This window comes from Streptomyces sp. A012304 (genome assembly GCF_026008495.1).
In the GTDB taxonomy this organism is placed as follows: Bacteria; Actinomycetota; Actinomycetes; order Streptomycetales; family Streptomycetaceae; genus Streptomyces.
This window is the reverse complement of sequence record NZ_BQUN01000068.1, coordinates 139,926-166,072: the sequence shown is the minus strand read 5'-3', so window position 1 is coordinate 166,072 and position 26,147 is coordinate 139,926. Positions and strand designations below refer to the sequence as shown.

The 26,147-nt window shown below is 73.1% G+C and carries 23 protein-coding genes; 5 read left to right on the top strand and 18 right to left on the bottom strand.

Annotation, left to right across the window (positions count from 1 at the left end):
• Positions 1–127: 127 nt before the first annotated feature.
• The gene (locus tag ALMP_RS15900) at positions 128–1,513 is read right to left on the bottom strand and encodes a transcriptional regulator (protein ID WP_264928447.1); all 1,386 of its coding nucleotides are present in this window, start codon (positions 1,511–1,513) and stop codon (positions 128–130) included.
• A gap of 287 nt (positions 1,514–1,800) precedes the next feature.
• On the opposite strand from ALMP_RS15900, the gene ALMP_RS15895 reads away from it, so the two are divergent.
• Entirely contained in the window at positions 1,801–2,463 is a 663-nt protein-coding gene (locus ALMP_RS15895; protein WP_264928445.1) for a bifunctional DNA primase/polymerase, read from the top strand.
• A 16-nt stretch (positions 2,464–2,479) separates the two neighbouring features.
• On the opposite strand, the gene ALMP_RS15890 is transcribed toward ALMP_RS15895, so the two are convergent.
• On the bottom strand, positions 2,480–3,460 hold the full coding sequence (locus tag ALMP_RS15890; protein ID WP_264928443.1) for an alpha/beta fold hydrolase: 981 nt from the start codon (positions 3,458–3,460) through the stop codon (positions 2,480–2,482).
• 551 nt (positions 3,461–4,011) lie between these two features.
• Positions 4,012–4,704 carry a metal-dependent transcriptional regulator gene (locus tag ALMP_RS15885; protein ID WP_067020955.1) on the bottom strand — a complete coding sequence of 231 codons (693 nt, stop codon included), beginning with the start codon at positions 4,702–4,704 and terminating at the stop codon, positions 4,012–4,014.
• 303 nt (positions 4,705–5,007) lie between these two features.
• Between ALMP_RS15885 and ALMP_RS15880 the strand changes: the two genes are divergently transcribed.
• The gene (locus ALMP_RS15880) at positions 5,008–5,763 is read left to right on the top strand and encodes an SIS domain-containing protein (RefSeq protein WP_264928437.1); all 756 of its coding nucleotides are present in this window, start codon (positions 5,008–5,010) and stop codon (positions 5,761–5,763) included.
• A gap of 43 nt (positions 5,764–5,806) precedes the next feature.
• Here the strand turns inward: ALMP_RS15880 and ALMP_RS15875 are convergent, their stop codons facing one another.
• From ALMP_RS15875 to ALMP_RS15865, 3 genes are all read right to left on the bottom strand, one after another.
• Positions 5,807–7,234 (bottom strand): PAS domain-containing protein, encoded by a 1,428-nt coding sequence (locus tag ALMP_RS15875; RefSeq protein WP_264928435.1) that lies wholly within the window; start codon positions 7,232–7,234, stop codon positions 5,807–5,809.
• 113 nt (positions 7,235–7,347) lie between these two features.
• Positions 7,348–7,755, bottom strand: coding sequence for a GNAT family N-acetyltransferase (locus ALMP_RS15870; protein ID WP_264928658.1), 408 nt, complete (start codon positions 7,753–7,755; stop codon positions 7,348–7,350).
• Positions 7,756–7,828: 73 nt separating this feature from the next.
• Positions 7,829–8,221, bottom strand: a complete 393-nt coding sequence (locus tag ALMP_RS15865; protein WP_264928433.1) for a RidA family protein — start codon at positions 8,219–8,221, stop codon at positions 7,829–7,831.
• Between the two features lie 72 nt (positions 8,222–8,293).
• On the opposite strand from ALMP_RS15865, the gene ALMP_RS15860 reads away from it, so the two are divergent.
• Positions 8,294–9,202, top strand: coding sequence for a LysR family transcriptional regulator (locus tag ALMP_RS15860; RefSeq protein WP_264928431.1), 909 nt, complete (start codon positions 8,294–8,296; stop codon positions 9,200–9,202).
• 554 nt (positions 9,203–9,756) lie between these two features.
• Complete coding sequence (locus ALMP_RS15855) at positions 9,757–10,773, top strand: isopenicillin N synthase family oxygenase (RefSeq protein WP_264928428.1); 1,017 nt, start codon at positions 9,757–9,759, stop codon at positions 10,771–10,773.
• A 13-nt stretch (positions 10,774–10,786) separates the two neighbouring features.
• Here ALMP_RS15855 and ALMP_RS15850 read toward each other — a convergent pair whose 3' ends face one another.
• Complete coding sequence (locus ALMP_RS15850; RefSeq protein WP_264928427.1) at positions 10,787–11,887, bottom strand: citrate synthase 2; 1,101 nt, start codon at positions 11,885–11,887, stop codon at positions 10,787–10,789.
• 249 nt (positions 11,888–12,136) lie between these two features.
• Here ALMP_RS15850 and pdxH point away from each other — a divergent pair, with 249 nt between their 5' ends.
• Positions 12,137–12,805 carry a pyridoxamine 5'-phosphate oxidase gene (gene pdxH, locus ALMP_RS15845; RefSeq protein ID WP_264928425.1) on the top strand — a complete coding sequence of 223 codons (669 nt, stop codon included), beginning with the start codon at positions 12,137–12,139 and terminating at the stop codon, positions 12,803–12,805.
• A 60-nt stretch (positions 12,806–12,865) separates the two neighbouring features.
• Here the strand turns inward: pdxH and ALMP_RS15840 are convergent, their stop codons facing one another.
• The 11 genes from ALMP_RS15840 to ALMP_RS15790 form a co-directional block, all read right to left on the bottom strand.
• Complete coding sequence (locus ALMP_RS15840; RefSeq protein WP_264928423.1) at positions 12,866–13,414, bottom strand: hypothetical protein; 549 nt, start codon at positions 13,412–13,414, stop codon at positions 12,866–12,868.
• 34 nt (positions 13,415–13,448) lie between these two features.
• Complete coding sequence (locus ALMP_RS15835; RefSeq protein WP_264928421.1) at positions 13,449–14,066, bottom strand: TetR/AcrR family transcriptional regulator; 618 nt, start codon at positions 14,064–14,066, stop codon at positions 13,449–13,451.
• On the bottom strand, positions 14,054–14,791 hold the full coding sequence (locus ALMP_RS15830) for an enoyl-CoA hydratase family protein (RefSeq protein ID WP_264928419.1): 738 nt from the start codon (positions 14,789–14,791) through the stop codon (positions 14,054–14,056). The genes ALMP_RS15835 and ALMP_RS15830 overlap by 13 nt, the downstream gene beginning before the upstream one ends.
• On the bottom strand, positions 14,788–16,356 hold the full coding sequence (locus ALMP_RS15825; protein ID WP_264928417.1) for a 4-coumarate--CoA ligase family protein: 1,569 nt from the start codon (positions 16,354–16,356) through the stop codon (positions 14,788–14,790). Before ALMP_RS15825 ends, ALMP_RS15830 begins: the two co-directional genes overlap by 4 nt.
• Positions 16,357–16,391: 35 nt before the next feature.
• A complete protein-coding gene (locus tag ALMP_RS15820; protein WP_264928416.1) occupies positions 16,392–17,522 on the bottom strand; it encodes an acyl-CoA dehydrogenase family protein in 1,131 nt (376 codons plus the stop codon).
• Positions 17,519–19,495 carry an acetyl/propionyl/methylcrotonyl-CoA carboxylase subunit alpha gene (locus ALMP_RS15815; RefSeq protein WP_375803495.1) on the bottom strand — a complete coding sequence of 659 codons (1,977 nt, stop codon included), beginning with the start codon at positions 19,493–19,495 and terminating at the stop codon, positions 17,519–17,521. The genes ALMP_RS15820 and ALMP_RS15815 overlap by 4 nt, the downstream gene beginning before the upstream one ends.
• A 53-nt stretch (positions 19,496–19,548) precedes the next feature.
• Complete coding sequence (locus ALMP_RS15810) at positions 19,549–21,147, bottom strand: acyl-CoA carboxylase subunit beta (protein ID WP_264928412.1); 1,599 nt, start codon at positions 21,145–21,147, stop codon at positions 19,549–19,551.
• Complete coding sequence (locus ALMP_RS15805; RefSeq protein WP_264928410.1) at positions 21,144–23,009, bottom strand: acyclic terpene utilization AtuA family protein; 1,866 nt, start codon at positions 23,007–23,009, stop codon at positions 21,144–21,146. Before ALMP_RS15805 ends, ALMP_RS15810 begins: the two co-directional genes overlap by 4 nt.
• Complete coding sequence (locus ALMP_RS15800; protein ID WP_264928408.1) at positions 23,006–23,800, bottom strand: TIGR03084 family metal-binding protein; 795 nt, start codon at positions 23,798–23,800, stop codon at positions 23,006–23,008. Before ALMP_RS15800 ends, ALMP_RS15805 begins: the two co-directional genes overlap by 4 nt.
• Positions 23,801–23,847: 47 nt before the next feature.
• A complete protein-coding gene (locus tag ALMP_RS15795; RefSeq protein ID WP_264928406.1) occupies positions 23,848–24,774 on the bottom strand; it encodes a DMT family transporter in 927 nt (308 codons plus the stop codon).
• A 366-nt stretch (positions 24,775–25,140) separates the two neighbouring features.
• Positions 25,141–26,147: aminoacyltransferase (locus ALMP_RS15790; protein ID WP_264928404.1), on the bottom strand; the 1,007-nt coding region annotated here is incomplete at its 5' end.

Sequence of the window (26,147 nt, the reverse complement as noted above, 5' to 3'; positions counted from 1 at the left end):
GGCTCACGCTACCGGGTCCCCGGAACCCCGTGCCACGCAGCTCAGGACGTGATCTCCCTCCCAGTGAGGGGTCTGGCGGCACCGGAGCGCCGTGCGCTGTACCCGTCGCGCCCGGCGCTCCGCCCTCTCACGCGGCGGCCTGGAGGTCCAGACGCGCCCCGAACTCCCTGACCACGGGCTCCTCCCGGAACGGCTCCAGCCGCTGCTGGAGGTCCTCCAGGTACTCCGCGCCCCGGTTGGAGCGCAGTGTCTCCAGCAGTTCCACCGCCTTCATCCCGGTGGTGCAGGCCTGCTCGATGTCACGCTGCTGGACCTGCGCGGTGGCCAACAGCACATAGCCGATGGCCCGCCGCCGCGCCCGGCTCGGCGGATGCCCGGCCAGCGCCCGCTCCGCGCAGCGCGCCGCCGCCTCGGCCTGCCCCAGGTCGCGGTGACAGTGCGCCAACTCGTCCGCGAGGTAGGCCTCGTCGAAGTGCGCGATCCACACCGGGTCGTCCCCGGCCGCCGGATCGGCCGCCTCCAGCGCCGACACCGCCCGCCCGGCCGCCACTTGCGCCGCCCGTACGTCGCCCATGAGCGCGTGCCCGCGCGCCTCGGCGGCGTGGAACATCGACTCCGCGCGCGGGGTCACCCGCCCCCGCGCCCCCTCCTGCGCCGCCCGCGCCAACTGGGCGATCTCGCGCGGGTTTCCGAGCTGGGCGGCGAGGTGGCTCATGGACGCGGCGAGGACGTAGCCGCCGTAGCCGCGGTCGCCCGCCGCCTGCGCGAGGCGCAGGGCCTGGATGTAGTAGCGCTGGGCCAGGCCCGGTTGTCCGGTGTCGACGGCCATGTAGCCCGCCAGCTCCGTCAAACGCGCCACGGAAGCGAACAGTTCACGTCCCACCGCCTCCCGGTAGGAGCCGGCCAGCAGACCCGAGACGACGCTGTTGAGGTAGTGCACGACCACCGGGCGCACATGCCCGCTGCCGTACTGGTGGTCCAGGTCGACCAGCGCCTGCGTCATCGCCTGCACGGCCGCCACGTCGGACATCCCCACCCGTGGCCCCGCCGAGCGCGCCACCTGCGCGTCGGGCGAGGAGATCAGCCAGTCCCGGCTCGGCTCCACCAACGCCGAGGCGGCCACGGACGATCCCGAGAGGAAGTCGCGCCGCCCCACGTCGCTGCGCCACAGCTCGCAGACCTGCTCGATGGCCCCCAGTACCGTCGGCGAGAACTGGAGACCGACACCCGACGCGAGGTTCTTGCCGTTGGCCATGCCGATCTCGTCGATCGTGACCGTACGGCCCAGTTTGCGGCCCAAGGCCTCCGCGATGATCGCCGGGGCCCGTCCGCGCGGCTGCTGACCGCGCAGCCAACGGGCCACGGACGTCTTGTCGTAGCGCAGGTCGAGGCCGTGCTCGGCACCGCACATGTTGACCCTGCGGGCGAGCCCGGCGTTCGAGCACCCCGCCTCCTGGATGAGCGCCTGCAGCCGTTCGTTCGGCTGCCGCGCGACGAGAGGCCTTGCGGCCATTGGCACTACCCCCTGTGGCTGCGGTGCCATCCCGCGCACCGAGTTGATGTGTCTTCCACCGAAAAGTTCCGGCCGTGAAGATCAATGCCCCACGTAGACGGCGAAAATGCGAGGCATGCGAGGATTGCCGGGGTAAAGGCGGAAGCCGACCCCCATGCCTGCCTACCCGCTCCCGCGCCCGTTCCTCCCGCGCGCCCCCGGACATGCACCTATGCGCCCCGGACGCGGAATCGATGCTCCTCCCCCGCGCACACGGGTCCGCGTAACCCCTGGTGACGGCTAGAGTTGTGTTCATCGTGGAAGAGACCATCGTGGGTGCCGAAGCCACCCAAATCCCGAAGCAGCGCGGGGAATCGCTGCTGGAGACCGCTGTTCGCTACGCCGAGGAACGTCATTGGGACGTCTTCCCCGGCACCTGGCTGGAAGCCGTCGACGGGGCACAGCGCTGCTCCTGCGGTGACGCCGCGTGCGCGGCGCCCGGGGCGCATCCCTCCCGGCCGGACTGGGCGACGCAGGCGACGGGCAGCGCGACCGTCGCCCGCCGTATGTGGCAGAAGCAGCCGACCGCCTCGATCCTGCTGCCCACCGGGCGTACGTTCGACGCGATCTCCGTGCCGGAGACGGCCGGGTTCCTGGCGCTGGCGCGGATGGAGCGGATGGAACTGACGCTGGGGCCGGTGACGTTGGCGCCGGACCGGCGGATGCACTTCTTCGTGCTGCCCGGAGCCTCGGTCAAGGTCCCCGATCTGGTGCGCAAGTTGGGCTGGTCGCTGTCCTCCCTCGATCTCGTCGCGCTGGGTGAAGGGGAGTACGTGGCCGCGCCGCCCACGCGGTTCGGTTCGCGGGGTGCCGTGCAGTGGGCCTGCCGGCCGACGCCCGCGAACCGGTGGCTGCCGGACGCGGAGGAGCTGATCTCTCCGTTGGCCTACGCGTGCGGGCGGGATCGCTGACGGCGCCCGGTCCGGGTCACGGAGTGAGGACGCCGTCCAGGAACGGCTCGATCGCGGCGCGCCAGGCCTCCGGCTGGTCGTAGTGGACGAGGTGCCCGGCGTCGGCCACCTCCGCGTACTCCCCGCGGGGCAGCACCCGCACCATCTCCTGGGCCTCGGCTCGGCCGAGTTCGCCGTCGAGGCCGCGGACGACGAGGGTGGGGCAGCGGACCTGGGTGAGTTCCTCCCAGTGAGCGTCGTAGACCCAGGTCTCGCGGGACTTCAGCATCTGCTCGGGTTCGAAGACGGGGCGCCAGCCGTCGGCGGACTCGTGCATCACCTCGGCGTAGAACGCGCCGCGCGCCGGGTTCGGGCGCTCGACCCAGGGATCGTCCTCCCCGAACCACTTGCGGACGTCGGCGAGGGTGGCGAAGGGAACGGGCCAGGACTTGAACCAGTCGGCCCACTCGCGCTGCGAGGCCGCGCCGAGCGCGGAGGCCCGCATGTCGCAGATGATCACGCCGGAGACCAGGTCGGGGCGCTTGGCGGCGAGCTGCCAGGCGGTCAGGGCGCCCATGGCGTGGCCGATGAGGACGGCGGGGGCGAGGCCGAGCTGTTCGAGGGCGGCCTCGGCGTCCTCGACGTAGGCCTCGCGGGTGAAGGCGGCCTGTGGGGGTTTCTCGCTCTGGCCGTGACCGCGCTGGTCGAGGGCGATGGCGCGGTGGCGCTCGCAGAGCCAGCGGGCGGTGGACGCCCAGTGGGAGGCACGGCCCATCAGGCCGTGCAGTAACAGGACGCCGGGGGTGGGAGCGGTGGGGCTGAAGGGGTCGGTCGAGCGGAAAAAGTCTGCGGGGTCTGTGGTGTCCGCGTCGTGCGGGCCCGTCCGGTCGCCGGCCGACTGGGCCGGGATCGCGGGCTGCGGTCCGGTGTCCGGCGGGTCGCCCTTCGGCGGGTCGCCGAACTCCCAGGCCACCAGGCGTACACCGCCCGCCCCGGTCACCTCGATGCGTCGCGCCATAGGCCCTGGCACCCCCCTAGCTCAGCCCGGACCCCCGCTCCCGCTCGAGCCGGCCGGTCCGGTCACGCGTCGTGTCTGCCGTCGTACCGCAGTGCTGCCCACTGTCTTCTGCTCATCGCGCGCCCGGCGTGATCCGTCACGCACGGGCCTCCCTCACCCGCAGGCTATCGAATGCCTATTCGAAAATGCGTGCCTCTGCGGCCAACACCCCTCGTACGAGTGACCTCGCTCAAGGAATGATCGACGCCACCGAGGGGAGATCTTCAGCGGGAGGCGGACCGCTCGGGGAAACCGGTCCGAGGGGAATGACCCTGAGAGCTCGGGGCTCCGGGTCAGCGCAGGGGAGGACAGGCCCCGGTGCCCTACGGCACCGGGGCTCTCCCATGATCCGCGGCACATCATCCCGCCCCCCTCAGGTCATATGCCTCACGCGACAGCGTGGCACGCGAAGCGCCGGAGCGCTGCGATTCGGCGCACAGAATCCCCGGATCGTGCCGTCGACGGCACGCCTCGGGCGCCCCGGGGCACAGGAGTCGAACGACGCCCGGGCTTCAGCGCTTGGCGACGAACACATGGGAGGCGACGTCCGCCTCCAGCTCGGCCGCCTCGCCACCGCTGCCCACCAGCACACCGCCGGCCGACTCCGTCACGCTCACCACCGAACCCGGCTGCACGCCCGCGCGACGCAGGGTGTACATCAGCTGCGCGTCCGTCTGGATCGGCTCGCCGATACGGCGGACCACGACCGTCTTGCCCTCGAGGCCGGGGTCGAGGTCGGCGAGGGAGACCATGCCCTCGTCCAGGAACGGGTCGGCGCCGTCCTTCTCGCCCAGCTCCTCCAGGCCCGGGATCGGGTTGCCGTACGGCGACTCGGTGGGGTGGCGCAGCAGCTCCAGCACACGGCGCTCGACGGCCTCGCTCATCACGTGTTCCCAGCGGCAGGCCTCGGCGTGCACCTGCTCCCACTCCAGGCCGATGACGTCGACCAGGAGACACTCGGCGAGGCGGTGCTTGCGCATCACGCGGGTCGCCAGCCGACGCCCCTCGTCCGTCAGCTCCAGATGGCGGTCGCTGGCCACGGAGACCAGGCCGTCGCGCTCCATGCGCGCCACCGTCTGGCTGACCGTCGGACCGCTCTGGTCGAGCCGCTCGGCGATACGGGCACGCATGGGGACCACACCTTCCTCCTCCAGCTCGAGGATGGTGCGGAGATACATCTCCGTGGTGTCGATCAGTCCGGACATACGTGCCCCTCGATGAGATGTGCCGAAGGCTGGACGGCTCTCCGACGCGTGCGCTGGCCCTGGCTTCAATTCTGCCGGATACCACTGACAAGCGTGCCGCGCCGCTGAAACGAGGCGGTTACGTCGAGACGGTGGTCCCGATGGGTGGTTCCGGTCGCGGTCGCGGTAGGAGACCCGCCGCGGTTCCGGTCGGTCGTGCCGGTCAGCCGTGCCGGACGGGGGCGCCGTGTTGACAGGGCACTGGTCCAGACCGCACGGTGATCCGCGACACCGGCCACCCGACACGGCAAAGGGGCCTTTCGGATGAGTGACCGCACGCCCGCCGCGCAGTTCTTCGACGCCGCGATCGGCCTGTTGCGGCAGGTCCGCGACGAGGAGGGCGAGGCCGTCGAGGCCGCCGGCGCACTGCTCGCCGACACCGTCGCCGACGGGGGCCGCCTCTTCGCCTTCGGCGCCGGGCACTCCTCGCTGGCCGCCCAGGACGTCGTCTACCGGGCCGGCGGGCTGGCCCTGATGAACCTGCTCGCCGTGCCGGGCGTCGTCGGCGTCGACGTCAGACCCGCCACCCTCGGCTCGGCCCTCGAACGGGTCGACGGCCTGGCGAGCGCCGTCCTGGACACCTCACCCGTGCGGGCCGGCGACGCCCTGGTGATCATCTCGCTGTCGGGACGCAACGCCCTCCCCGTGGAGATGGCGCTCCGCGCCCGCGCCCTCGGCGTGAAGGTCATCGGCGTGACGTCGGTGGCGTACGCGGCACACACCGGCTCCCGGCACGTCTCGGGGACGTTCCTCAAGGACCACTGCGACCTCGTCCTGGACTCCAAGATCGCGGTCGGGGACGCCGAGCTGACCCTCGACACCGTCCCGGCGCCCTTCGCGCCCGCCTCCACGGTCGTCACCTCGGCCCTGCTCCAGGCCGTCATGGCCACCGCCGCCGCCTCCCTCGCCGAGCGCGGCATCGAGCCGCCGCTGCTGCGCTCGGGGAACGTGGACGGCGGACACGAGTGGAACGCCCGGATCATGGACGAGTACCGGGACCGGATCTTCTACCGCCCCTGAGGCGGAGCCTCACCCGCCGGCGACGCCCCGCTCGCCCCGGGCCTCAGCCGGAGCCGGCCCGCCCCGCCAGGTCGGCGAGGTCCAGGCTCGCCGCCATGTGGACGGCGACGTCCTCGGCGTACGTCGCGTCCGAGCGTTCGAAGGCGCTGCGGCCACTGCCGCGCAGGAACGTCACGACGCCCAGGGTGCGGCCGCGGCTGCGCAGCACCGCGCACAGGGCGTGCACCGTGTCCTCGGGCCACTGGCGGGTGCGCGCCCACTCGCGGGCCTGGTCCGGCGCCATGGTGCCGGCGGAGGCGCGCACCGAGCCGCCGCGGGCCACGCACTGGAGCGCCGGATGCCCCTCCGCGTACCGCACGGGCAGCCCGGCGTGCCCGGTGAGCGCGCTCGGACCGGGCCCGCCCGACGGTGTCGCCGCGATCCGCACCAGCCGGGGCGGCGGCACGGACTCCCCGTCGGCCCGCGGGGTGCCCGCGACGCGGTCGATCAGGGCGTGGTCGGCGAACCCGGCCAGCGCGAAGTCGAGGTGGACGGTGGCCGCCTCGGCCGGGTCCTCGCACTCGGCGGCCGCGCGTGAGGCGCGATGCAGCTGGTTGGCGCGGAACCGCAGCAGCGCGGCCTCCTGCTCGCCCTGCTTGGCCTCGGTGACGTCCTGGAACAGCCAGCCGACACCGAGCGGCACCGGCTCCTCGGCCAGCGGCGAGGCCAGCCGCAGGAAACCGCTGCGCCAGCAGCGCCGCTTCTCGCCCTCCGGGGTGCGCACCCCGACCCACATCTCGGCGGGGGCGGGCGGGGCTCCCTCGGCGAGGACATGCGTCAGCGCGTTCTCCAGCTCCTCCACGCCCCGGGCGAGCAGCTCGCCCAGCGGACGGCCCAGGACGGCCGTACGGCCGGTGCCGAGGGCGCGGGCCGCGTGCGCGTTGACGACGGCCGGGCGCAGGTCCGCGTCGACCAGGACGACACCCCAGGAGGCGTCCTCGAAGAGGGCCTCGCTCAGCGCTATCGACCGCTCCAGGTCGATCTGGGCGTGCACCTCGCTGAAGGCGCAGTACAGGCCGGCGGGCTTGCCCTCGGGCCCGCGGACCGCCGCCGACTGGGTGCGCACCAGGACCCGGCCGCCGTCCTTCGTCAGCAGCGCGAACTCGTGTACCTGCCGGCCCGGGGCGTGCATCGCCGACATCAGGCGGCCCTCGACCTCCTGAGCGTCCGCCTCGCGCACCGCCCATCCGGCGAAGCCCTGCCGTCCGACGGCCTCGGCCGCGCTCCAGCCGAGGATCCGCTCGGCCTCGCGGTTCCAGTGGGTCACGACCCCGTCGGCGTCGAAGGCGCACAGGGCCGCGTCCATCCCGTCGAGCAGTGCGGCGAGCAGGTCGGATCCGTCCGGGCCCTCGGGGCCCTCCGGGTCGCCGGACCGCTCGGGCTCGTCCGGCCCCAGCTCGTCGGTGGTCCCTCTATGCCGGGAAGCACTCACCTGGACCCCCTGCAGGTTCGCTCACGTGCCCTCATTCAACTCGAACGTGACGCAGCCCACATAGGGTTCCCGCAAGATTGCAGAGGAATCGTTGTAACGGCCCCGGGCGTCCCCTACGCGAGGGTCAGCCGCAGGTCGATCCACACGTCGCTCTCGCCGTCCAGCACGTACCGCTCCGTCTCGACGAACCCGCGCGCGTGCGCGAACCGCAGGCCGTCCTCGTTGACCGCCAGCACGCACGTCTCGACCGCCCGGGCGCCCAGCACGCGCGCGTGGGCGAGGCCACGGTCGTACAGGACGGTGCCGTAGCCGCGGCGGCGGTACTCGGGCAGCACCCGCGCGATGACGGTCACCACCGCCTCCTCGTCCTCCGGCGGCCGCACGGTCGAGCAGCCGACGAGGACGTCACCGGCGTAGGCGTTCTCCAAGCGGTACCGCGCCGCACGCGCGCGTGCCTCGTCGAGGGTCATGGCGGCCGGCGGCACGATCACGTTGTGGACGTGCCGCCACTGTTCGAGCATGGCCTCGCCGGCCACGGGCGCGATGCGCAGATCCGTCGTCACGGCGTCAGCGAAGCGTGTCCCCACGCGCGCGTCAACGTGTTCGCGGGCGCCGCGCGTACACCTCGATCTCGATCTTCATGCGGGGGTCGGCCAGCCCGCACATCAGCATCGTCGCCGCCGGCCGCACCTCCCCGAAGCACCGGCGCAGCGCGGGCCAGCAGGGCTCGAAGTCCGCCCGGTCCGGCAGCAGGTACCGCACCCGTACGACGTCGGCGAAGCCGCAGCCCGCCTCCGCCAGGGCCGCGCCGATGTTCCTCAGGCACTGCTCGGCCTGCTCCACCACGTCGTCCGAGATGGTCATCGTGGCGTAGTCGAAGCCGGTCGTCCCCGACACATGCACCCAGTCGCCGTCGACGACGGCCCGGGCGTAGCCGATCTGCTCCTCGAACACGGAGCCGCTGAGGATGGCGCGTCGCTCGGTCATGCCGGGAACGGTAGGCCGCCCGTATGTATACGTCCAATACTCACCCAGTGCCCTTCTGATATCTCTGGCGATATGGAGCGTCCGGAACTCCCCCTCCCCCAGCTGCACGCCTTCGTCGTCCTCGCCGAAGAACTCCACTTCGGCCGGGCCGCCGACCGCCTCGGGGTCGCCCAGCCGCCGCTCAGCCAGCAGATCCGCCGTCTGGAGGGCAAGGTCGGCCACCCCCTGTTCACCCGCACCGCCGCCGGCACCGCCCTCACCCCGGCCGGGCGGGCGCTGCTGCCCGCCGCCCGGCGCGCCCTCACCGGCCTCGCCGACGGCCTCAGTGCCGCCCGCGCCGCCGGGGACGGCCGCAGTGGCCGCCTCCGCGTCGCCTTCGCGGCCTCCCTCGCCCTGACCCTGCTCCCGCCGCTGCTGCACGCCCACCGCGCGCGGTTCCCGGACGTCCACCTGGACCTCCGCGAGATGACGACGGCCCCGCAGCTCACCGCGCTGCGCGAGGGCGCCGTCGACGTCGGTCTCCTGCGCGAACCCCCGCCCGAGGACCCGGAGCTGACGTTCACCCCGCTCCTGACCGAACCCCTCGTCGCCGTCCTGCCGGCCGGCCACCCGCTGGCCGCTCACCCCGCCGTCGCCCTCTCCGACCTCGCGGACGCCCCCTTCGTCCTCCTCCCCCGCGCGGCCGGGCCCGGCCTCCACGACCGCATCACCACCCTGTGCGCCACGGCCGGCTTCACGCCGCGCGTCTCCCAGGAAGCCGTCGAGTGGGTGACGGTCTGCGCCCTGGTCGAGGCGGGCCTCGGCGTCTCCCTCGCCCCCGCGGGCATCCACCGCCTCTGTCTGCGCGGAATCGCCTTCCGCCCCCTGACGCCGCCCACGGCCGACACGACCGTGGCGGCCGCACGACGCACGGAGGACGAGAATCCGCTGGTACGCCATCTGCTGACCACGCTCACAGCGGCCACTGCCGGACCGGCGTGACACCGACTCGGAAAAAGGGTTGAACGGGCGCCGGAAGCGTTCTTAAGGTGTCGGGTACACGAGAAGGGAGGTGGTTCGGCAGATGTATGAAAACCGGACGCGTGAGGTGACTGCGGGCTAGCGGCTCGCCACCACACTCAGTGCGGTGCCGGACCGAGCACGTGAAAGTCGCGTGCAGCCGGCCCAATCCCAGCAGTCACCCGACCCGCGAGTCGCCGGTACGTCCGGCCGGCCCTCCTCTGGAGGACCAGACTCGCGGGTCGTCTGCGTTTCCCGGGGCCTTCTACGGAGATCCTTCGGCGCGTGATGCGCGTCACGTACGGATTTTTTGTCAGGCAGTAGGCTGACGGCATGCTTTCGCTCGTTCGACGCCGCCATGTGGACTACGTCCGCGTCACGAGCATGGGCTGTCGACGCTCCCTCTGAGCCGTCCAGCCGTCCTTTTTTGCGCGGGCCCCCACCGGCCGCCTGTTTTCTCCTCTGCCCACCTGGCACCCGTGCGTCCGCCCCACCCATGGCGCTCGCGCGGGACCCGTAGACCCCGCGGACCCACCATGACGAAACCGTCGTACCAGCAACTGCCGATCGTCGATCTCTCCGCTGTCGAGCAAGGGCCGCGGGCCCGGGCGCTGTTGCGGGAACAGCTGCACCGCGCCGCGCACGACGTGGGGTTCTTCCAGCTCGTGGGGCATGGCGTGAGCGACGCCGAGACCGAGGGGCTGCTGTCCGCCATGCGGCGGTTCTTCGCCCTGCCGGAGGCGGAGCGGCTCGCCATCGACAATGTGCGCTCACCGCACTTCCGCGGATACACCAGGACCGGCGACGAGCGGACCGGGGGCCGCCAGGACTGGCGGGACCAGCTGGACATCGGCGCGGAGCGGCCCGCGCGGGTGCCGGGGCCGGGTGAACCGGCGTACTGGTGGCTGGAGGGGCCCAACCAGTGGCCCGCCGGGCTGCCCGAGCTGCGGACGGCCGCGCTGGGGTGGATCGAGCGGCTCAGCGGGGTCGCTCAGCGGCTGCTGCGCGAGCTGCTCGCCGCGATCGGCGCGCCGGCCGACTTCTACGACCCGATCTTCGGGGAACGGGCGCATCCGCATCTGAAGCTGGTGCGGTACCCGGGCAGCGCGGGCGACGGCGCCGACCAGGGGGTCGGGGCCCACAAGGACTACGGGTTCCTGACCCTGCTGCTCCAGGACCGGGTGGGCGGGCTCCAGGTGCAGCGGGAGGACGGGCTGTTCCATGACGTGCCGCCCCTGCCCGGGGCCTTCGTCGTCAATCTCGGGGAGCTGCTGGAGGTGGCGACCGACGGGTACCTGGTCGCCACCAACCATCGGGTCGTGTCGCCGCCGAGCGCCGTCGAGCGGTTCTCCGTGCCGTTCTTCTACAACCCGCGGCTGGACGCGCGCGTGGAGCCGCTGCCCTTCCCGCACGCCTCCGCCGCGCCCGGCGTCACCGACGACCCGGCCAACCCGCTGTTCGCGGAGTACGGCTTCAACGAGCTGAAGGGCAAGCTGCGCGCCCACCCGCTGGTGGCCGAGCGGCATCACGCGGAGCTGCTCAGCCCCGCGTGATCGTCGTGCCGTGTCAGTGCGCGGTGTCCCCGTAGCCCTCGATCTGCCGGGGGTCGCGGGGACCCGGGCCGATGTAGCGGGCGGAGGGGCGCACGAGGCGGCCGGTGCGCTTCTGCTCCAGGATGTGCGCCGACCAGCCGGCCGTGCGGGCGCAGGTGAACATGGAGGTGAACATGTGCGCCGGGACCTCGGCGAAGTCCAGCACGATGGCCGCCCAGAACTCCACGTTCGTCGCGAGGACGCGGTCCGGGCGGCGGTTGTGGAGTTCTTCCAGGGCGGCCTTCTCCAGGGCTTCGGCCACCTCGAAGCGGGGGGCGCCCAGCTCGCGGGCGGTGCGGCGCAGCACGCGCGCGCGGGGGTCCTCGGCGCGGTAGACGCGGTGGCCGAAGCCCATGAGGCGTTCGCCCCGGTCGAGGGCCTGCTTGACGTACGCCTCGGCGTCCCCGGTGCGTTCGATCTCCTCGATCATGCCGAGGACGCGGGAGGGGGCGCCGCCGTGCAGGGGGCCGGACATGGCTCCCACGGCGCCGGAGAGGGCGGCGGCGACGTCCGCGCCCGTGGACGCGATCACGCGGGCGGTGAAGGTGGAGGCGTTCATGCCGTGTTCGGCGGCGGAGGTCCAGTAGGCGTCGACGGCGGCGACGTGCTTGGGGTCGGGTTCGCCGCGCCAGCGGATCATGAAGCGTTCGACGACGGACTGCGCTTTGTCGATCTCGCGCTGCGGGACCATCGGGTGGCCCTGGCCGCGGGCGGACTGGGCGACGTAGGACAGGGCCATGACGGCGGCACGGGCGAGGTCCTCGCGGGCCTGCTCGGCATCGATGTCGAGGAGGGGTTTGAGGCCCCAGACGGGCGCGAGCATGGCGAGCGCGGACTGGACGTCGACGCGGATGTCGCCGGAGTGGACGGGGATGGGGAAGGGTTCGGCGGGCGGCAGGCCGGGGTTGAAGGCCCCGTCGACGAGCAGACCCCAGACGTTGCCGAAGGAGACGTGACCGACCAGGTCCTCGATGTCGACGCCCCGGTACCTCAGGGCGCCGCCCTCTTTGTCCGGTTCGGCGATCTCCGTCTCGAACGCGACGACTCCTTCGAGCCCGGGTACGAAGTCGGACATCAGGCGGCTCCTCGTGATGTGTGCGACAGATGGCGCCGGCGGATCCGCGGTCCGGTGCACGGGGGTGCGTGCGGGGACTCGCGGTCGTGGGCGGTCACCCCTGTGATGCCCCGTGCGGCCGACGGCAACCGGGATGGCATCAGCACCATATCCCTGAGTGCCACCTTTGGGGAGTGTTCGCGGCACTGAGTGCCACCATCTGTGCGGGGTCTCCGGTGCGGAGCGCGTCCGGTACGGCAAGATGACCATGTGAACGACGCAGACGCCGTCTCCCCCGATCCCGCCTCGATGCGCCGGCAGTACCGGGCCGAGGGGCTCGCCGAGGCCGACCTGGCCGCGACGCCCGTGGAGCAGTTCGCGCGCTGGTTCAAGCAGGCCGCGGCGGAGGCCCACCTGTTCGAGCCGAACGCCATGGTGGTCTCCACGGCGGACGCCGAGGGCCGGCCCAGCGTGCGCACGGTGCTGCTGAAGCACTTCGACGAGCAGGGCTTCGTCTTCTACACCAACTACGACTCCCGCAAGGCCCGCGACCTCGCGGAGAACCCGCGGGCCTCGCTGCTCTTCCCCTGGCATCCGATGGCCCGGCAGGTCATCGTGCAGGGCGTGGCCCGGCGGACCGGGCGGGACGAGACGGCCGCCTACTTCCGCACCCGGCCGCACGGCTCCCAGCTGGGCGCGTGGGCCAGTGCCCAGTCGTCGGTGGTGGCGGGCCGTGCGGAGCTGGAGGCCTCGTACGCGGAGCTGGCGGCCCGCTATCCGGAGGGCCGGCAGGTGCCGGTGCCGCCGCACTGGGGTGGTTTCCGGGTGGTGCCGGAGTCGGTGGAGTTCTGGCAGGGGCGGGAGAACCGGCTGCACGACCGGCTGCGGTACGTGGCGCGGGAGGACGGGGGCTGGCGGGTGGAGCGGCTGAGTCCCTGAGCCGTCCGTCGGTGTGCCCGACCGAGGCTCAGACCTTGCGGGCGCGGGCCCGACCGAGGCTCAGACCTTGCCCGGCAGGAAGGCCGTGCGGTGTCCGGTCAGGAGCTCGGCCACGCGGGCCTTGAACTCCTCGCTGAGTGACGGCCAGTTCCAGAACTCGAAACCGAGATGGACGAAGGCCAGGTGGTCGTTGGTCCAGTTCCAGGCCGTCAGGGGGACGGTCCGGGCGCAGACGGGGCAGTCGGCGTCGGCCTCGCCGGTCACGTGCCACCGCTCGGCCGCCGTGGACAGGAGCGGCTCGTCGCCGCCCGCCCCGCAGTGCGGGCAGGTCACGGCCACCGGGCCCGGTTCGTTCCAGTTGCTGAAGAAGACGTGGTGCCCGGTGTACACGGCGACGCCCTCGGGGTGGCCCCAGCGGGGGTCCTCGACCGCCTTCTGCCAGTGCGGGCCGGGCGGGTGGACCGGATGGGGTCCCAGGGCCCAGCCCGGCTCCGCCTCGGCGAGGACGATGCCCTCGGCGACCAGCCAGTCCACCACCGCCCGCGCGAGGCGGGGGGCGTCCTCGGGGGTCGCGTCACGGTCGGCGATCGTCTGGAATGTGCTGCCCATGCCCGAACCGTAGGGCTCGCCACCGACAACGGGGTCAGCCCAGTGTCTCCTCCAGCAGGGCCGCCCACTGGGCGACGACCCGCTCGCGGCGGCCCCGGTCGTCGGTGAGGAGGTTGGCCAGGCCGAGGCCGCGGGCCATGTCGAGCAGGCCCTGGACGGTCTCGCGGACGCCGGGGCGGGACTCGTCGGCGGCGAGCAGCTCCACGGCGATGCGGTGGGTCTCGCGGCCCACCCGGGCCTCCAGCTCGGTGACACGGGGGCGGAGCTGTTCCTCGTTGGACGCGGCGACCCACAGGTGGAGGGCCGCGCGGAAGAGGGGGCCGGTGTAGAGGTCGACGAGGGCGGACACGACCGCGCGCCGGTCGCCCGCCGCGCCCTGCGGGAACAGGGCGCGCAGGGCGGTGGAGCGTTCTTCCGCGACGTATTCGACGGCGGCGGTGAACAGGTCCTCGCGGGTGGGGAAGTGGTGCTGGGCGGCGCCGCGGGAGACGCCGGCGCGTTCGGCGACGACGGAGACCGTGGAGCCCGCCCAGCCGTGTTCGGCGAGGCAGGCCACGGCGGCTTCCAGGAGCCGCTGCCGGGTGGCCCGGCTGCGGTCCTGCTTGGGGGAGCGGTCGCCCGGGACACGGTCGACCGTGGTCACAGCACCCATGCGGGATCCCGTCGTTCGAGGAAGGCCGTCATTCCCTCGCGGGCTCGCGGGGAGGAGAACAGCCGGGCCGAGAGCGCGGTGAGGTCGGCCGCGTCCCGGTCGAAGGTCTCCAGCACCCTAGCTGTGAGCAGCCGTTTCGTCTCGGTCAGGGCTTCGGGGGCGGCTCTGCGCAGGCCGTCGAGGACGGGTGCGAGGACGGTGTCGACGTCGTCGCCGGAGGCGGTGAGCAGGCCGAGGCGGGTCGCTTCGGCCGCGTCGAAGCGCTCGCCGGTGAGGTAGCGCCGGGCGAGGGCGCGCGGGTCGGCGCGCGGCAGCAGGGTGAGGGAGATGACGGCGGGGGCCACGCCGATGCGGACCTCGGTGAACGCGAACGTCGACCGGTCGGAGGCGGCCGCGATGTCGCAGGCGCCGAGGAGGCCGAGGCCGCCCGCCCGGACGTGTCCGTCGACGCGGGCGACGACCGGTCTGGGCAACTCCACCACTTGCCGCAGCAGGCCGACGAAGGCGTCCGGGGCGGGCGGGTCGCGCAGGTCGGCGCCGGCGCAGAAGGTGGTGCCGGTGTGGGTGAGGACGACGGCGCGGACGGCGGTGTCCTCCGCACAGTCGGTGAGCGCGGCGGACAGGTCGGCGACGAGGGCCGCCGACAGGGCGTTGCGGGTGTCGGCCGCGTCGAGGCTGAGCGTCTCGACGCCCCGCGCGCGGGTGCGGCCGATCAGTGCGGTCATGGGCGGCTCCTCAGCTCGCGGCGGAGGATCTTGCCGGAGGCGGCGCGCGGCACGGTGTCGATGAAGGTGACGCGGCGGACGCGTTTGTAGGGCGCGACGCGTTCGGCGACGTACATCGCGATCTCGCCTTCGGTGAGGTCGGGGGAGGTGGGCTGGCGGACCACGTACGCGTGCGGCACTTCGTTGCCGTCGGTGTCGTACTCGCCGATGACGGCGGCGTCGGCGACGCCCGGGTGGGTGAGGAGCAGGGCTTCGAGTTCGGCGGGGGCGACCTGGAATCCCTTGTACTTGATCAGTTCCTTCACGCGGTCCACGACGAAGAGCCAGCCGTCCTCGTCGACGCGGCCGATGTCTCCGGTGTGCAGCCAGCCGTGGGGGTCGATCATGGCGGCGGTGGCGTCGGGGCGGCCGAGGTAGCCCTTCATCACCTGGGGGCCGCGGATGAGGATCTCGCCGGGCTCTCCGACGCCGAGGTCCTTGTCGGGGTCGTCGAGGGAGACGATGCGCATCTCGGTGCCGGCGATGAGCTTGCCGACGGTGCCGGCGGGGGCCTCGCGCATGGCGTCGAGGGGGACGACGTGGGTGCCGGGCGAGAGTTCCGTCATGCCGTAGGCCTGGCCGACGGGCGGCAGGTTCAGGCGCTGGGAGCAGGCGGCGGCGAGGCCGGCGTCCAGGGGTGCGGCGGCGCTGATGACGTACTGGAGGGAGGAGAGGTCGTACTGGGCGACCGCCGGGTGCTTGGCGAGGGCGAGGACGATCGGCGGGGCGACGTACAGGCCGGTGATGCGGTGGTTCTGGATGGCGGCGAGGAAGGTCTCCAGGTCGAAGCGGGGCAGCACGACGACGGTGGCGCCGGTGCGCAGAGGGGCGTTCATCAGGGCGGTGAGGCCGTAGATGTGGAAGAAGGGCAGGACGGCGAGGACGCGGTCGCCCGGGCCCGCCGAGATCGCCGGTTCGAGCTGGGCGAGGTTGGTGGCGATCTGCCGGTGGGTGAGCATCACGCCCTTGGGGACGCCGGTGGTGCCGGAGGAGTACGGCAGGGCCGCCACGTCCGTGACGGGGTCGAGGGCGACCTGCGGCTCGGGGGCGGCCGAGGCGAGCATGTCGATCAGTGAGCGGTGGCCGGACGCGCTGTCGCAGACGAAGATCTCCCGTACGCCGCCCGCGAGTTCGGCGGCCCGGCGGGCCGTCTCGAGCAGCGGTGACACGGTGACGATCCAGCGGGCGGCCGAGTCGCGCAGTTGCTTGCCGAACTCCTCGGCGGTGGCGAGCGGGTGGACGGTGGTGACGGCGGCGCCCGCGCGCGTGGCGGCGTAGAACGCGGTCGGGAAGGCGACCGTGTTGGGGCTGTGCAGGGCCAGCACATCGCCCTTGCGGACACCGGCCTCGGCCAGGGCGGCGGCGATCCGCCGGTGGAACCGGTCGACCTGCTCGTAGGTGAGGGTGGTGCCGTCGGTGCCGTCGACGAGGGCGGGCAGGTCACCGAACTCGGCGGCGCGACCGAGGACCGCGTCGTGGATGGGCAGCTCTACGGGCGGTACGTCTGCGTACTCACTGCGGAACATGGTTCCTCCTCGCGCGACGGGCACCACGCGGCGCCTCAGTACGACTTGGGCAGTCCGAGGGTCTGGTGGGAGACGTAGTTGAGAATCATCTCCCGGCTCACCGGGGCTATACGAGCCACGCGCGCCGCCGTTATCAACCGGGCGAGCCCGAACTCGCGTGTGAGGCCGTTGCCGCCGAGGGTGTGCACGGCCTGGTCGACCGCCTTCACACAGGCCTCCCCGGCCGCGTACTTCGCCATGTTGGCGGCCTCGCCCGCGCCCGTGTCGTCCCCCGCGTCGTACAGCTGGGCCGCCTTCTGCGTCATCAGCCGGGCCAGTTCCAGGTCGATGTGGGCCTGGGCGAGGGGGTGGGCGATGGCCTGGTGGGCGCCGATGGGGGTCTGCCAGACGGCGCGGTCGCGGGCGTAGGCGACGGCTTTCGCGAGCGCGTGGCGGCCCATGCCGATCGCGAAGGCGGCCGTCATGATCCGCTCCGGGTTGAGGCCGGCGAAGAGCTGGAGCAGGCCCGCGTCCTCGTCGCCGACGAGCGCGTCGGCGGGCAGCCGTACGTCGTCCAGGACCAGCTCGAACTGTTTCTCCTCGCTGTGCAGTTCCATGTCGATCCGGCGGCGGGTGAAGCCGGGCGCGTCGCGCGGGACGATGAACAGACAGGGCTTGAGGCGGCCGGTGCGGGCGTCCTCGGTGCGGCCGACGACGAGGGTCGCGTCCGCGATGTCCACACCGGAGACGAACACCTTGCGGCCGGTCAGCAGCCAGTCCGCGCCGTCACGGCGGGCGGTGGTGGTGATGCGGTGGCTGTTGGAGCCGGCGTCGGGCTCGGTGATGCCGAAGGCCATGAGGCGGGTGCCGTCCGCCAGCGCGGGGAGCCACTCCTGTTTCTGGGCTTCCGTGCCGAAACGGGTGATCACCGTGCCGCAGATGGCCGGGGAGACGATCATCATCAGGAGGGGGTTGCCGGCGGCGCCGAGCTCTTCGAGGACCAGGGAGAGTTCGGTGATGCCGCCGCCTCCCCCGCCGTAGGTGTCCGGGAGGTTGACGCCGATGTAGCCGAGCTCGGCCGCCTCCCGCCAGAGGGTCCGGTGGTCGCGGTCGTGCCGGCGTTTGCCGAAGTCGGACACCGCCGCTCGGAGTGCCTTGTGCTCGTCGGTTTCGATGAGGGTGGTCACTGTGACTCCTTCGCGTGCGGGTCGGGGGTCTCTCGCACCACCGCCAGCACCATGCCGACCTCCACCTGTTTTCCCGTCGTCACCGGCAGGGCCGTCAGCGTCCCCGTCACCGGGGCCGCGATGACGTGTTGCATCTTCATCGCTTCGAGCCACACGATCGGTTCGCCCGCCCGCACACTCGATCCGGTGACGAGACCGGGCGCGATCTTGACGACGGTGCCGGGCATCGGGGCGAGGAGGGAGCCCGGGGCCCGGTGGGCCGTCGGGTCGGGGAAGCGAGGCAGGGCGGTGAGCGTCGTGTTGTTGACGTGGACCTGGTCGCCGTAGCGGGCCACCTCGAAGCGGCGCCGTACGCCGTCCGTCTCCAGGATCACGAGGTGCGCGTCGGCGTGGACGACCAGCACGCCGTCGGCCGCCAGGCCGGTCCGGGTGTGGTGGTAGTGGACCTCGTGCTCCTCGCCGGCCATCGCGTAGCGCTTGGTCCGGGGCCCGGAGGGCAGGTTGCGCCAGCCGCCGAAGCGGGAGCGGCCGTGCGCGTCGGCGAGGGCCGCCGCCAGGGGGGCGTGCGGGTCGGGCGCGGGTTCGGTGAGGGCGGCGAGGTGACGGTCGTAGAAGCCCGTGTCCATGCGGGCCGACGTGAACTCCTCGTGGCGCAGGGAGCGCACGAGGAGGTCACGGTTGGTCGGCGGGCCGTGGACCGTCGCCCGCTCCAGCGCTCCCGCCAGCTTGCGGACGGCCTCTGCGCGCGTGGGGGCATGGGCGACGACCTTGGCGAGCATCGGGTCGTAGTGGACGCCGATCTCGTCGCCGTCGCCGTGACCGGTGTCCAGGCGGACCCCGGCGGGGACGGCGAGACGGTGCAGCGTGCCGGTCTGGGGGGTCCAGCCGTTCGCCGGGTCCTCGGCATAGAGGCGGGCCTCGATCGCGTGGCCACGCGCGCGTGGCGGTTCCTGCGGGAGGGCGTGGCCCTCGGCCACACGGATCTGCTCCGCCACCAGGTCCAGGCCGAAGACGGCCTCGGTCACCGGGTGTTCGACCTGGAGGCGGGTGTTCATCTCCAGGAAGTGCGCCCGGCCGTCCGCGACGAGGAACTCGACGGTGCCCGCGCCGACGTAGGAGACGGCCCGCGCGGCCCGTACGGCCAGGGTGCGCAGTTCCGTGGCGAGGTCCTCGGACAGGGCGGGTGCCGGCGCCTCCTCGACGACCTTCTGGTGGCGGCGCTGGAGGGAGCAGTCGCGGGTGCCGAGCGCCCACACCGTGCCGTGCGCGTCGGCGAGGATCTGCACCTCGATGTGGCGGCCGTTCTCCACATAGGGCTCGACGAAGACCTCGCCGTCGCCGAAGGCGCTCGCGGCCTCGGCGCGCGCGCCCTCCAGCGCGCCGTCCAGCTCCTCAAGGCGGCGCACGACCCGCATGCCGCGCCCGCCGCCGCCCGCCGCCGCCTTCACCAGGACCGGCAGGTCGGCCTCGGTCACGTCCTGCGGACGCAGGGGCTCCAGGCCCATCAACCGCTTCGCGCGCGTCTTGGACGCCATCGCCTCGATCGCCTCCGGCGCCGGCCCGATCCACACCAGGCCCGCGTCCAGGACCGCGCGCGCGAAGTCGGCGTTCTCGGAGAGGAAGCCGTAGCCGGGGTGCACGGCGTCCGCGCCCGCCGCGACGGCCGCCTTCACGATCAGGTCGCCGCGCAGATACGTCTCGGCGGGCGCCGCGCCGGGCAGTCGTACCGCTGTGTCGGCCACGCGCGCGTGGAGGGCGTGCGCGTCGGCGTCCGAGTGCACGGCGACCGTCCGGATTCCCAACTCACCGCAGGTGCGGAAGACACGGCAGGCGATCTCACCCCTGTTCGCCACGAGAACGGAAGAGATCGTCACGGGGTTGGAAATGGTCGCCGCAGGGGCGGAAGTGGTCGCCACTGGGTCAGCGGCAACGGCCTGCGGGTCGGGAGTCGTGGTCACCGGGTCTGAAGTCATGGTCACCGGGTCGGGAGTCATGGTCACCGGGTCGGGTGCGGTCATGTCTGGTCTCACATCCGGAAGACGCCGAAGCCGCCGCGCGCGCCCTCGTAGGGGGCGGTGTGCACGGCCGACAGGCACAGGCCGAGGACGGTGCGGGTGTCGCGCGGGTCGATGACGCCGTCGTCGTACAGCCGCCCGGACAGGAACATGGGCAGCGACTCGGACTCGATCTGCTGCTCGACCATCGCGCGCAGCGCGGCGTCCGCCTCCTCGTCGTAGGGCTGTCCCTTGGCGGCGGCCGACTGGCGGGCGACGATCGACAGGACGCCGGCGAGCTGCTGCGGGCCCATGACGGCGGACTTGGCGCTGGGCCAGGCGAAGAGGAAGCGCGGGTCGTAGGCGCGGCCGCACATGCCGTAGTGGCCGGCGCCGTAGGACGCGCCCATCAGGACCGACAGGTGCGGCACCCGCGAATTGGAGACGGCGTTGATCATCATCGCGCCGTGCTTGACGATGCCGCCCTGCTCGTACTCCCTGCCGACCATGTATCCGGTGGTGTTGTGCAGGAAGAGCAGGGGGATGTCCCGCTGGTTGGCGAGCTGGATGAACTGGGCGGCCTTCTGGGACTCCGCGCTGAACAGCACGCCCTGGGCGTTGGCGAGGATGCCGACCGGGTAGCCGTGCAGGGTCGCCCAGCCGGTGGCCAGGCTCGTCCCGTACAGCGGTTTGAACTCGTCGAAGTCGGAGCCGTCGACGATCCGGGCGATCACCTCGCGCGGGTCGAAGGGCACCTTCAGATCGCCGGGGACGATCCCCAGCAGCTCCTCCGGGTCGTACTTCGGCGGGGCCGCCGGGCCGGGGTCGGGGTAGGCCTTGCGGTGGTTGAGGCGGGCGACCACGCGGCGCGCCTGGCGCAGGGCGTCGTGCTCGTCGACGGCGAAGTGGTCGGCGAGGCCCGACACGCGCGCGTGCATCTCCGCGCCGCCCAGCGACTCGTCGTCGCTGTCCTCCCCGGTGGCCATCTTCACCAGGGGCGGCCCGCCGAGGAACACCTTGGCCCGCTCCTTCACCATGATCACGTGGTCGGACATGCCGGGGACGTAGGCGCCCCCGGCGGTGGAGTTGCCGAAGACCACGGCGACGGTCGGGACGCCGGCGGCGGACAGCCGGGTGAGGTCCCGGAAGATGGCGCCGCCGGGGATGAAGATCTCCTTCTGGGAGGGCAGGTCGGCGCCGCCCGACTCGACGAGGCTGATGACCGGCAGGCGGTTGGCGAGCGCGATGTCGTTCGCGCGCAGGGCCTTGCGCAGGCTCCAGGGGTTGCTGGCGCCGCCGCGCACGGTCGGGTCGTTGGCGGTGATCACGCACTCCACGCCCTCGACCACCCCGATGCCGGTGACCAGCGAGGCGCCGACCGCGTAGTCGCTGCCCCAGGCGGCCAGCGGGGACAGCTCCAGGAACGGTGTGTCGGGGTCGAGCAGCAGCTCGACGCGTTCGCGGGCCGGCAGCTTGCCGCGTTCGCGGTGCCTGGTCAGGTACTTCTCGCCGCCGCCCGCGAGCGCCTTGGCGTGCTCGGCGTCCAGGTCGGTCAGCTTGGCGAGCATGGCCTCGCGGTGGGCTCGGTAGTCGGACGCGCCGGTGTCCAGCGCCGACGACAGGACGGTCACAGCAGGTCCTCCGGTATGTCCAGGTGGCGGGAGCGCAGCCACTCGCCGAGCGCCTTGGCCTGCGGGTCGAAGCGGTGCTGAGCGGCCACACCGGCGCCGAGGAGGCCCTCGACGACGAAGTTCAGGGCGCGCAGGCCCGGCAGCACGTGCCGGGTGACCGGCAGGCCGGCGCTCTCCGGGAGCAGTTGCCGGAAGCGCTCGACGGTCAGCTCGTGGGCGAGCCACCGCCAGGCCGTCTCCGACCGCACCCACACGCCCACGTTGGCGTCCCCGCCCTTGTCCCCGCTGCGGGCGCCGGCCACGAGCCCGAGAGGGGCACGCCGGACGGGCCCGGCGGGCAGCCGTTCCGGAAGCGAAGGCTCCGCAACCGGACGGTCGCCGAGTACGGGGGGCTCGACGGCCGACGGCACGGTCACCCGGCGTCCGTCGTCACCGAGTGCGGGGGCCTCGACCATCGGCGGCACGGACAACCCGCGTCCGTCATCACCGGGTACGGGAGTCTCGGCCACCGGCGGCACGGAGACCCGGCGGCCGGGGGCCTCGGCCACTGGCTGCACGGAGACCCGGCGGCCGAGCGTCTCGGCCACCGGCGGCACCGGCACCCGGCGTCCGTCGTCCAGCACGGCCACGTGCTCCACCGCGTCCCGGGGGACGTACGTCGCCTCGAACACGCCGTACGGGGAGCCCTTGCCGGGCGGCGCGAGGACGTGGAAGCCGGGGTAGCTCGCCAGCGCCAGCTCGACGGCCGCTCCGCTCAACGCCCGCCCCACGACCGCCTGTTCGGGGTCGCGCACGACGAGCCGCAGCAGGGCGCTCGCCGTCTCCTCCGTGTCGGCGTCGGGCCGGTCGGCGCGGACGAGTTCCCACCGCACCTCGGCGGGGCGGGACTTGGAGAACGCTTCGGCCATCTGCTCGCGCACCAGCGCGGCCTTGGCCTCGATGTCGAGCCCGGTCAGCACGAAGACGACCTCGTTGCGGAACCCGCCGACGCGTGTGCGGCCGACCTTCAGCGTCGGCGGCGGCGCCTCACCGCGCACGCCGTCGATCCGCACCCGGTCCGGGCCGTCCTGGGTGAGCCGTACGGAGTCCAGGCGGGCGGTGACGTCGGGTCCCGCGTACCGGGCGCCGCCCGTCTCGTACAGCAGCTGGGCGGTGACCGTGCCGACGTCGACGAAGCCGCCCGTGCCGGGGTGCTTGGTGATGACGCTGCTGCCGTCGGCGTGGAGTTCGGCGAGCGGGAAGCCCGGCCGGCGCACGTCGCCCTCGCGGAAGAAGGCGTAGTTGCCGCCCGTGGCCTGCGTCCCGCACTCCAGGACGTGTCCGGCGACGACGGCTCCCGCGAGCCGGTCGTGGTCCGTGGGCCCCCAGCCGAAGTGGGCGGCGGCGGGCCCGGTGACGAGCGCCGCGTCCGTCACCCGCCCGGTGACCACGATGTCGGCCCCCTCCCGCAGACAGGCGGCGATGCCGAAGCCGCCGAGGTAGGCGTGGGCGGTGAGGCTGCCGGGGTGCGCGGCGGTGAGGTCGTCGCCCTCGACGTGCGCGACCCGTACGGGGATGCCGAGCCGGTCCGCCAGTTTCCGCACGGCGTCGGCGAGTCCGGCCGGGTTCAGCCCGCCGGCGTTGGTGACGATCCGGACGCCGCGCTCGTGGGCGAGGCCCAGGCACTCCTCCAGCTGGCGCGGGAAGGTGCGGGCGTATCCGGCGGAGGGGTCCTTCAGCCGGTCCCGGCCGAGGATCAGCATGGTCAGCTCGGCAAGGTAGTCGCCGGTGAGGACGTCGAGCCCGCCGCCGTCGAGCATCTCGCGCAGGGCGTCGAAGCGGTCGCCGTAGAAGCCGGAGAAGTTCCCGACGCGCAGGGTCACCCGGCCGCCCCCTTGGGTGGACGGCCGCTGCCGGGCGGGCCCGCGAAGGCCTGGGCGATGTCCAGCCAGCGGTCGGCGTCGGGGCCCTCGGCGCGCAGGGCCAGGTCGGCGCGGTGGGCGCGCTGGGTGACCAGGAGGCAGAAGTCGAGGGCGGGGCCGGTGACGCGCTGGGGGGCGTCCTGCGGGCCGTAGGCCCACACCTCGCCGGACGGGCTGAGGAGTTCGACGCGGACGGGGTCGGTGGGGGCGGGCAGTCCGCGCACGCCGAAGGCGAAGTCGCGGGTGCGGACGCCGAGCCGGGCGATGTGGCGGATGCGGTCGGTGGGGGCGCGGGTGACGCCGAGGGCCTCCGCCACGTCCAGGCCGTGCGCCCAGGTCTCCATGAGCCGGGCGGTGGCGAGGGAGGCGGCCGACATCGGCGGTCCGTACCAGGGGAAGCGGGCGCCCTCGGGTGCCTTGCGCACGGCCTCGTCGAGGGCGGCGCGGCCCTCGCGCCAGCGGGCCAGGAGTGCGGGGACCGGGAGCCGGGCGAGTTCCTCCGCGCCCTGGTCGACGAAGGTGTCGGGGGCGGCGAGGGCCTGCTCCACCAGCGCGCGGAAGCCGTCCTCGTCCGTGACGGCGGTGAGGGCCGAGTGATCGGTCCAGGCGAGGTGCGCGATCTGGTGGGCGACGGTCCAGCCGGGGGCGGGGGTGGGGAGCGTCCACCGCTGCGGTGTCGACGCGGCGACGAGGCGGTCCAGTTCGTCGCTTTCGGCACGCAGGTCGTCGAGCACGGGCGTCGGGTCTGCCATGGCGAGGAGCATGGCAGCGCACCAAAAAACAAGCAAGCATGCTTGCATTAATTGTGGCGGGCGGACCCCACCTGTGTGCGCACCGCCCCCATGCTCGCCGCGATGACCAGGGCGATCGCGGCGGCCTCCATGAGGGACAGCGTCTGGCCGAGGAGCAGGAAGCCGGCCGCCGCCGCGAGGGCCGGCTCCAGGCTCATCATGATCGCGAAGGTGGAGGCGGGCAGGCGGCGCAGGGCGAGGAGTTCGAGGGTGTAGGGCAGGACGGAGGACAGGAGGGCCACCGCCGCGCCCAGGCCGAGGACCACCGGGTCGACCAGCTTCGCCCCCGACCCCGCGATGCCCAGCGGCAGGAACAGCAGCGCGCCCACCGCCATCGCGAGGGCGAGCCCGTCGGCCTGCGGGAACCGGCGCCCCACGCGGACGCTGAAGACGATGTACGCCGCCCACATCGCGCCCGCTCCCAGGGCGAAGGCGACGCCCACCGGGTCGAGGTCACCGAAGCCGCTGCCGCCGCCGAGCAGGAAGACACCGGCGAGTGCCAGGCCCGCCCAGACCAGGTTGACCGCCCGGCGCGAGGCGAGGACGGACAGGGCGAGGGGGCCGAGGACCTCCAGGGTGACCGCCGGGCCGAGGGGGATGCGGTCGGCGGCCTGGTAGAAGAGGCCGTTCATCGCGGCGAGGGTGATGCCGAAGACGACGGCCGTGCCCCAGTCGGCGCGGGAGTGGCCGCGCAGCCGGGGGCGGCACACCAGCAGGAGCACGACGGCCGCGACGAGCAGCCGCAGGGCCACCACGCCCAGCGCGCCCGCCCTCGGCATCAGCGACACCGCGAGGGCACCGCCGAACTGGACCGAGACGCCGCCTGCGAGGACCAGGCCGACCGGGCCGAGGGAGCCCCGACGCGCCGGACCGCCGCGCGTCGCCTTGGCTGCTGCGGCCGACGGGGCGGGTGTGGCGGTGTCGGGGGTGTTCACGGGCGTTCCTCGGGTCCGGGCCGGGAAGGGCATGTCCATCACGATGTACTACCCGGTGCAGGGTAGTGGACTCGGTCAGGTGTGTGAAGCGGTTATGCCACTGTCCCGACGGTGTCTCGCATGCCGGACGGCTGGCGGCGTCACTGGTCTCATGAGCGAATGGCTCCGGGCCCGCGCTCTGCCGGACGGCCCGCACCCTCATGGCCTCACGGCCTCACGGCCTCACGGCCTCACCAGCATCATGGCCCCACGCCCTCGTGCCCTCATGCCTCATGCCCTCATGCCTCATGGCCCCACGCCCTCATGGCCCCATGACCCCACGGCTCCGGGCCCGCGTCCCGCCCGCGTGCCCTGAGCCGAAGCGGTTCAGCGCCGGGACATGTACAGGTCCAGCGCCTTGTGCAGCAGCCGGTTCAGCGGGAAGTCCCACTCCCCCAGGTACTCCACCGCCTGTCCGCCGGTGCCGGCCTTGAAGCGGAGCAGGCCGAGCAGGTGGTTGGAGTCCTCCAGGGTGTCGGTGATGCCGCGCAGGTCGTACACGGCGGCGCCCAGTTCGTGGGCGTCGCACATCATGCGCCACTGCATGGCGTTGTTCGGCTGGACCTCGCGCTTGCGCGCGGTGGAGGCGCCGTAGGAGTACCAGACGTGCCGGCCGACGGTCAGCATGGTGGCCGCGGCGAGGACGTCGCCGTCGTGGTGGGCGAGGTAGAGCCGCATACGGTCGGGGTGTTCGGCGTTCAGCGCGGTCCACATGCGCTGGAAGTAGGACAGCGGGCGCGGGATGAAACGGTCCCGCTCCGCGGTCTCGGTGTACAGGGTGTAGAACGCCGCCAGATCCTCGGGGCCACCGCGGACCACCTTCACCCCGGCCTTCTCGGCCTTCTTGATGTTGCGCCGCCACTGCTGGTTGAGCCCCTGGTGGATGTCCTGCAACGACCGCCCCTCGTACGGCACCTGGAAGACGTACCGGGGCTGTCCGGCGGCGAAGCCGTCCTCGCCGCCGGGGTCGGTCTGCCGCCAGCCGGAACGGCGCAGCCGGTCGGCGACGGCGAGGGCGCGCGGCTCCTCGGAGGTCGGCTCGGCGTCGCGCAGCCGGTGGGCGGCCGGGTCCGCGACGGCCGCCTTGACGGCGTCGGCGCTCCAGCGCCGTACGACGACCGGCGGGCCCATCTTCACCGAGAACGCGCCCCGCGCCTTGAGGTGGGCGAGCATCGGCTCCAGCCAGCCTTCGACCAGGTCCGGCGCGAACCAGTCGACGAGCGGCCCCTCCGGCAGGTACGCCAGGTACTTCTTCAGCCTGGGCACCGGCCGGTACAGCACCAGCCCGGCCCCGGACAGCCGGCCGTCCGCGTCGAACCAGCCGAGGCTCTCCG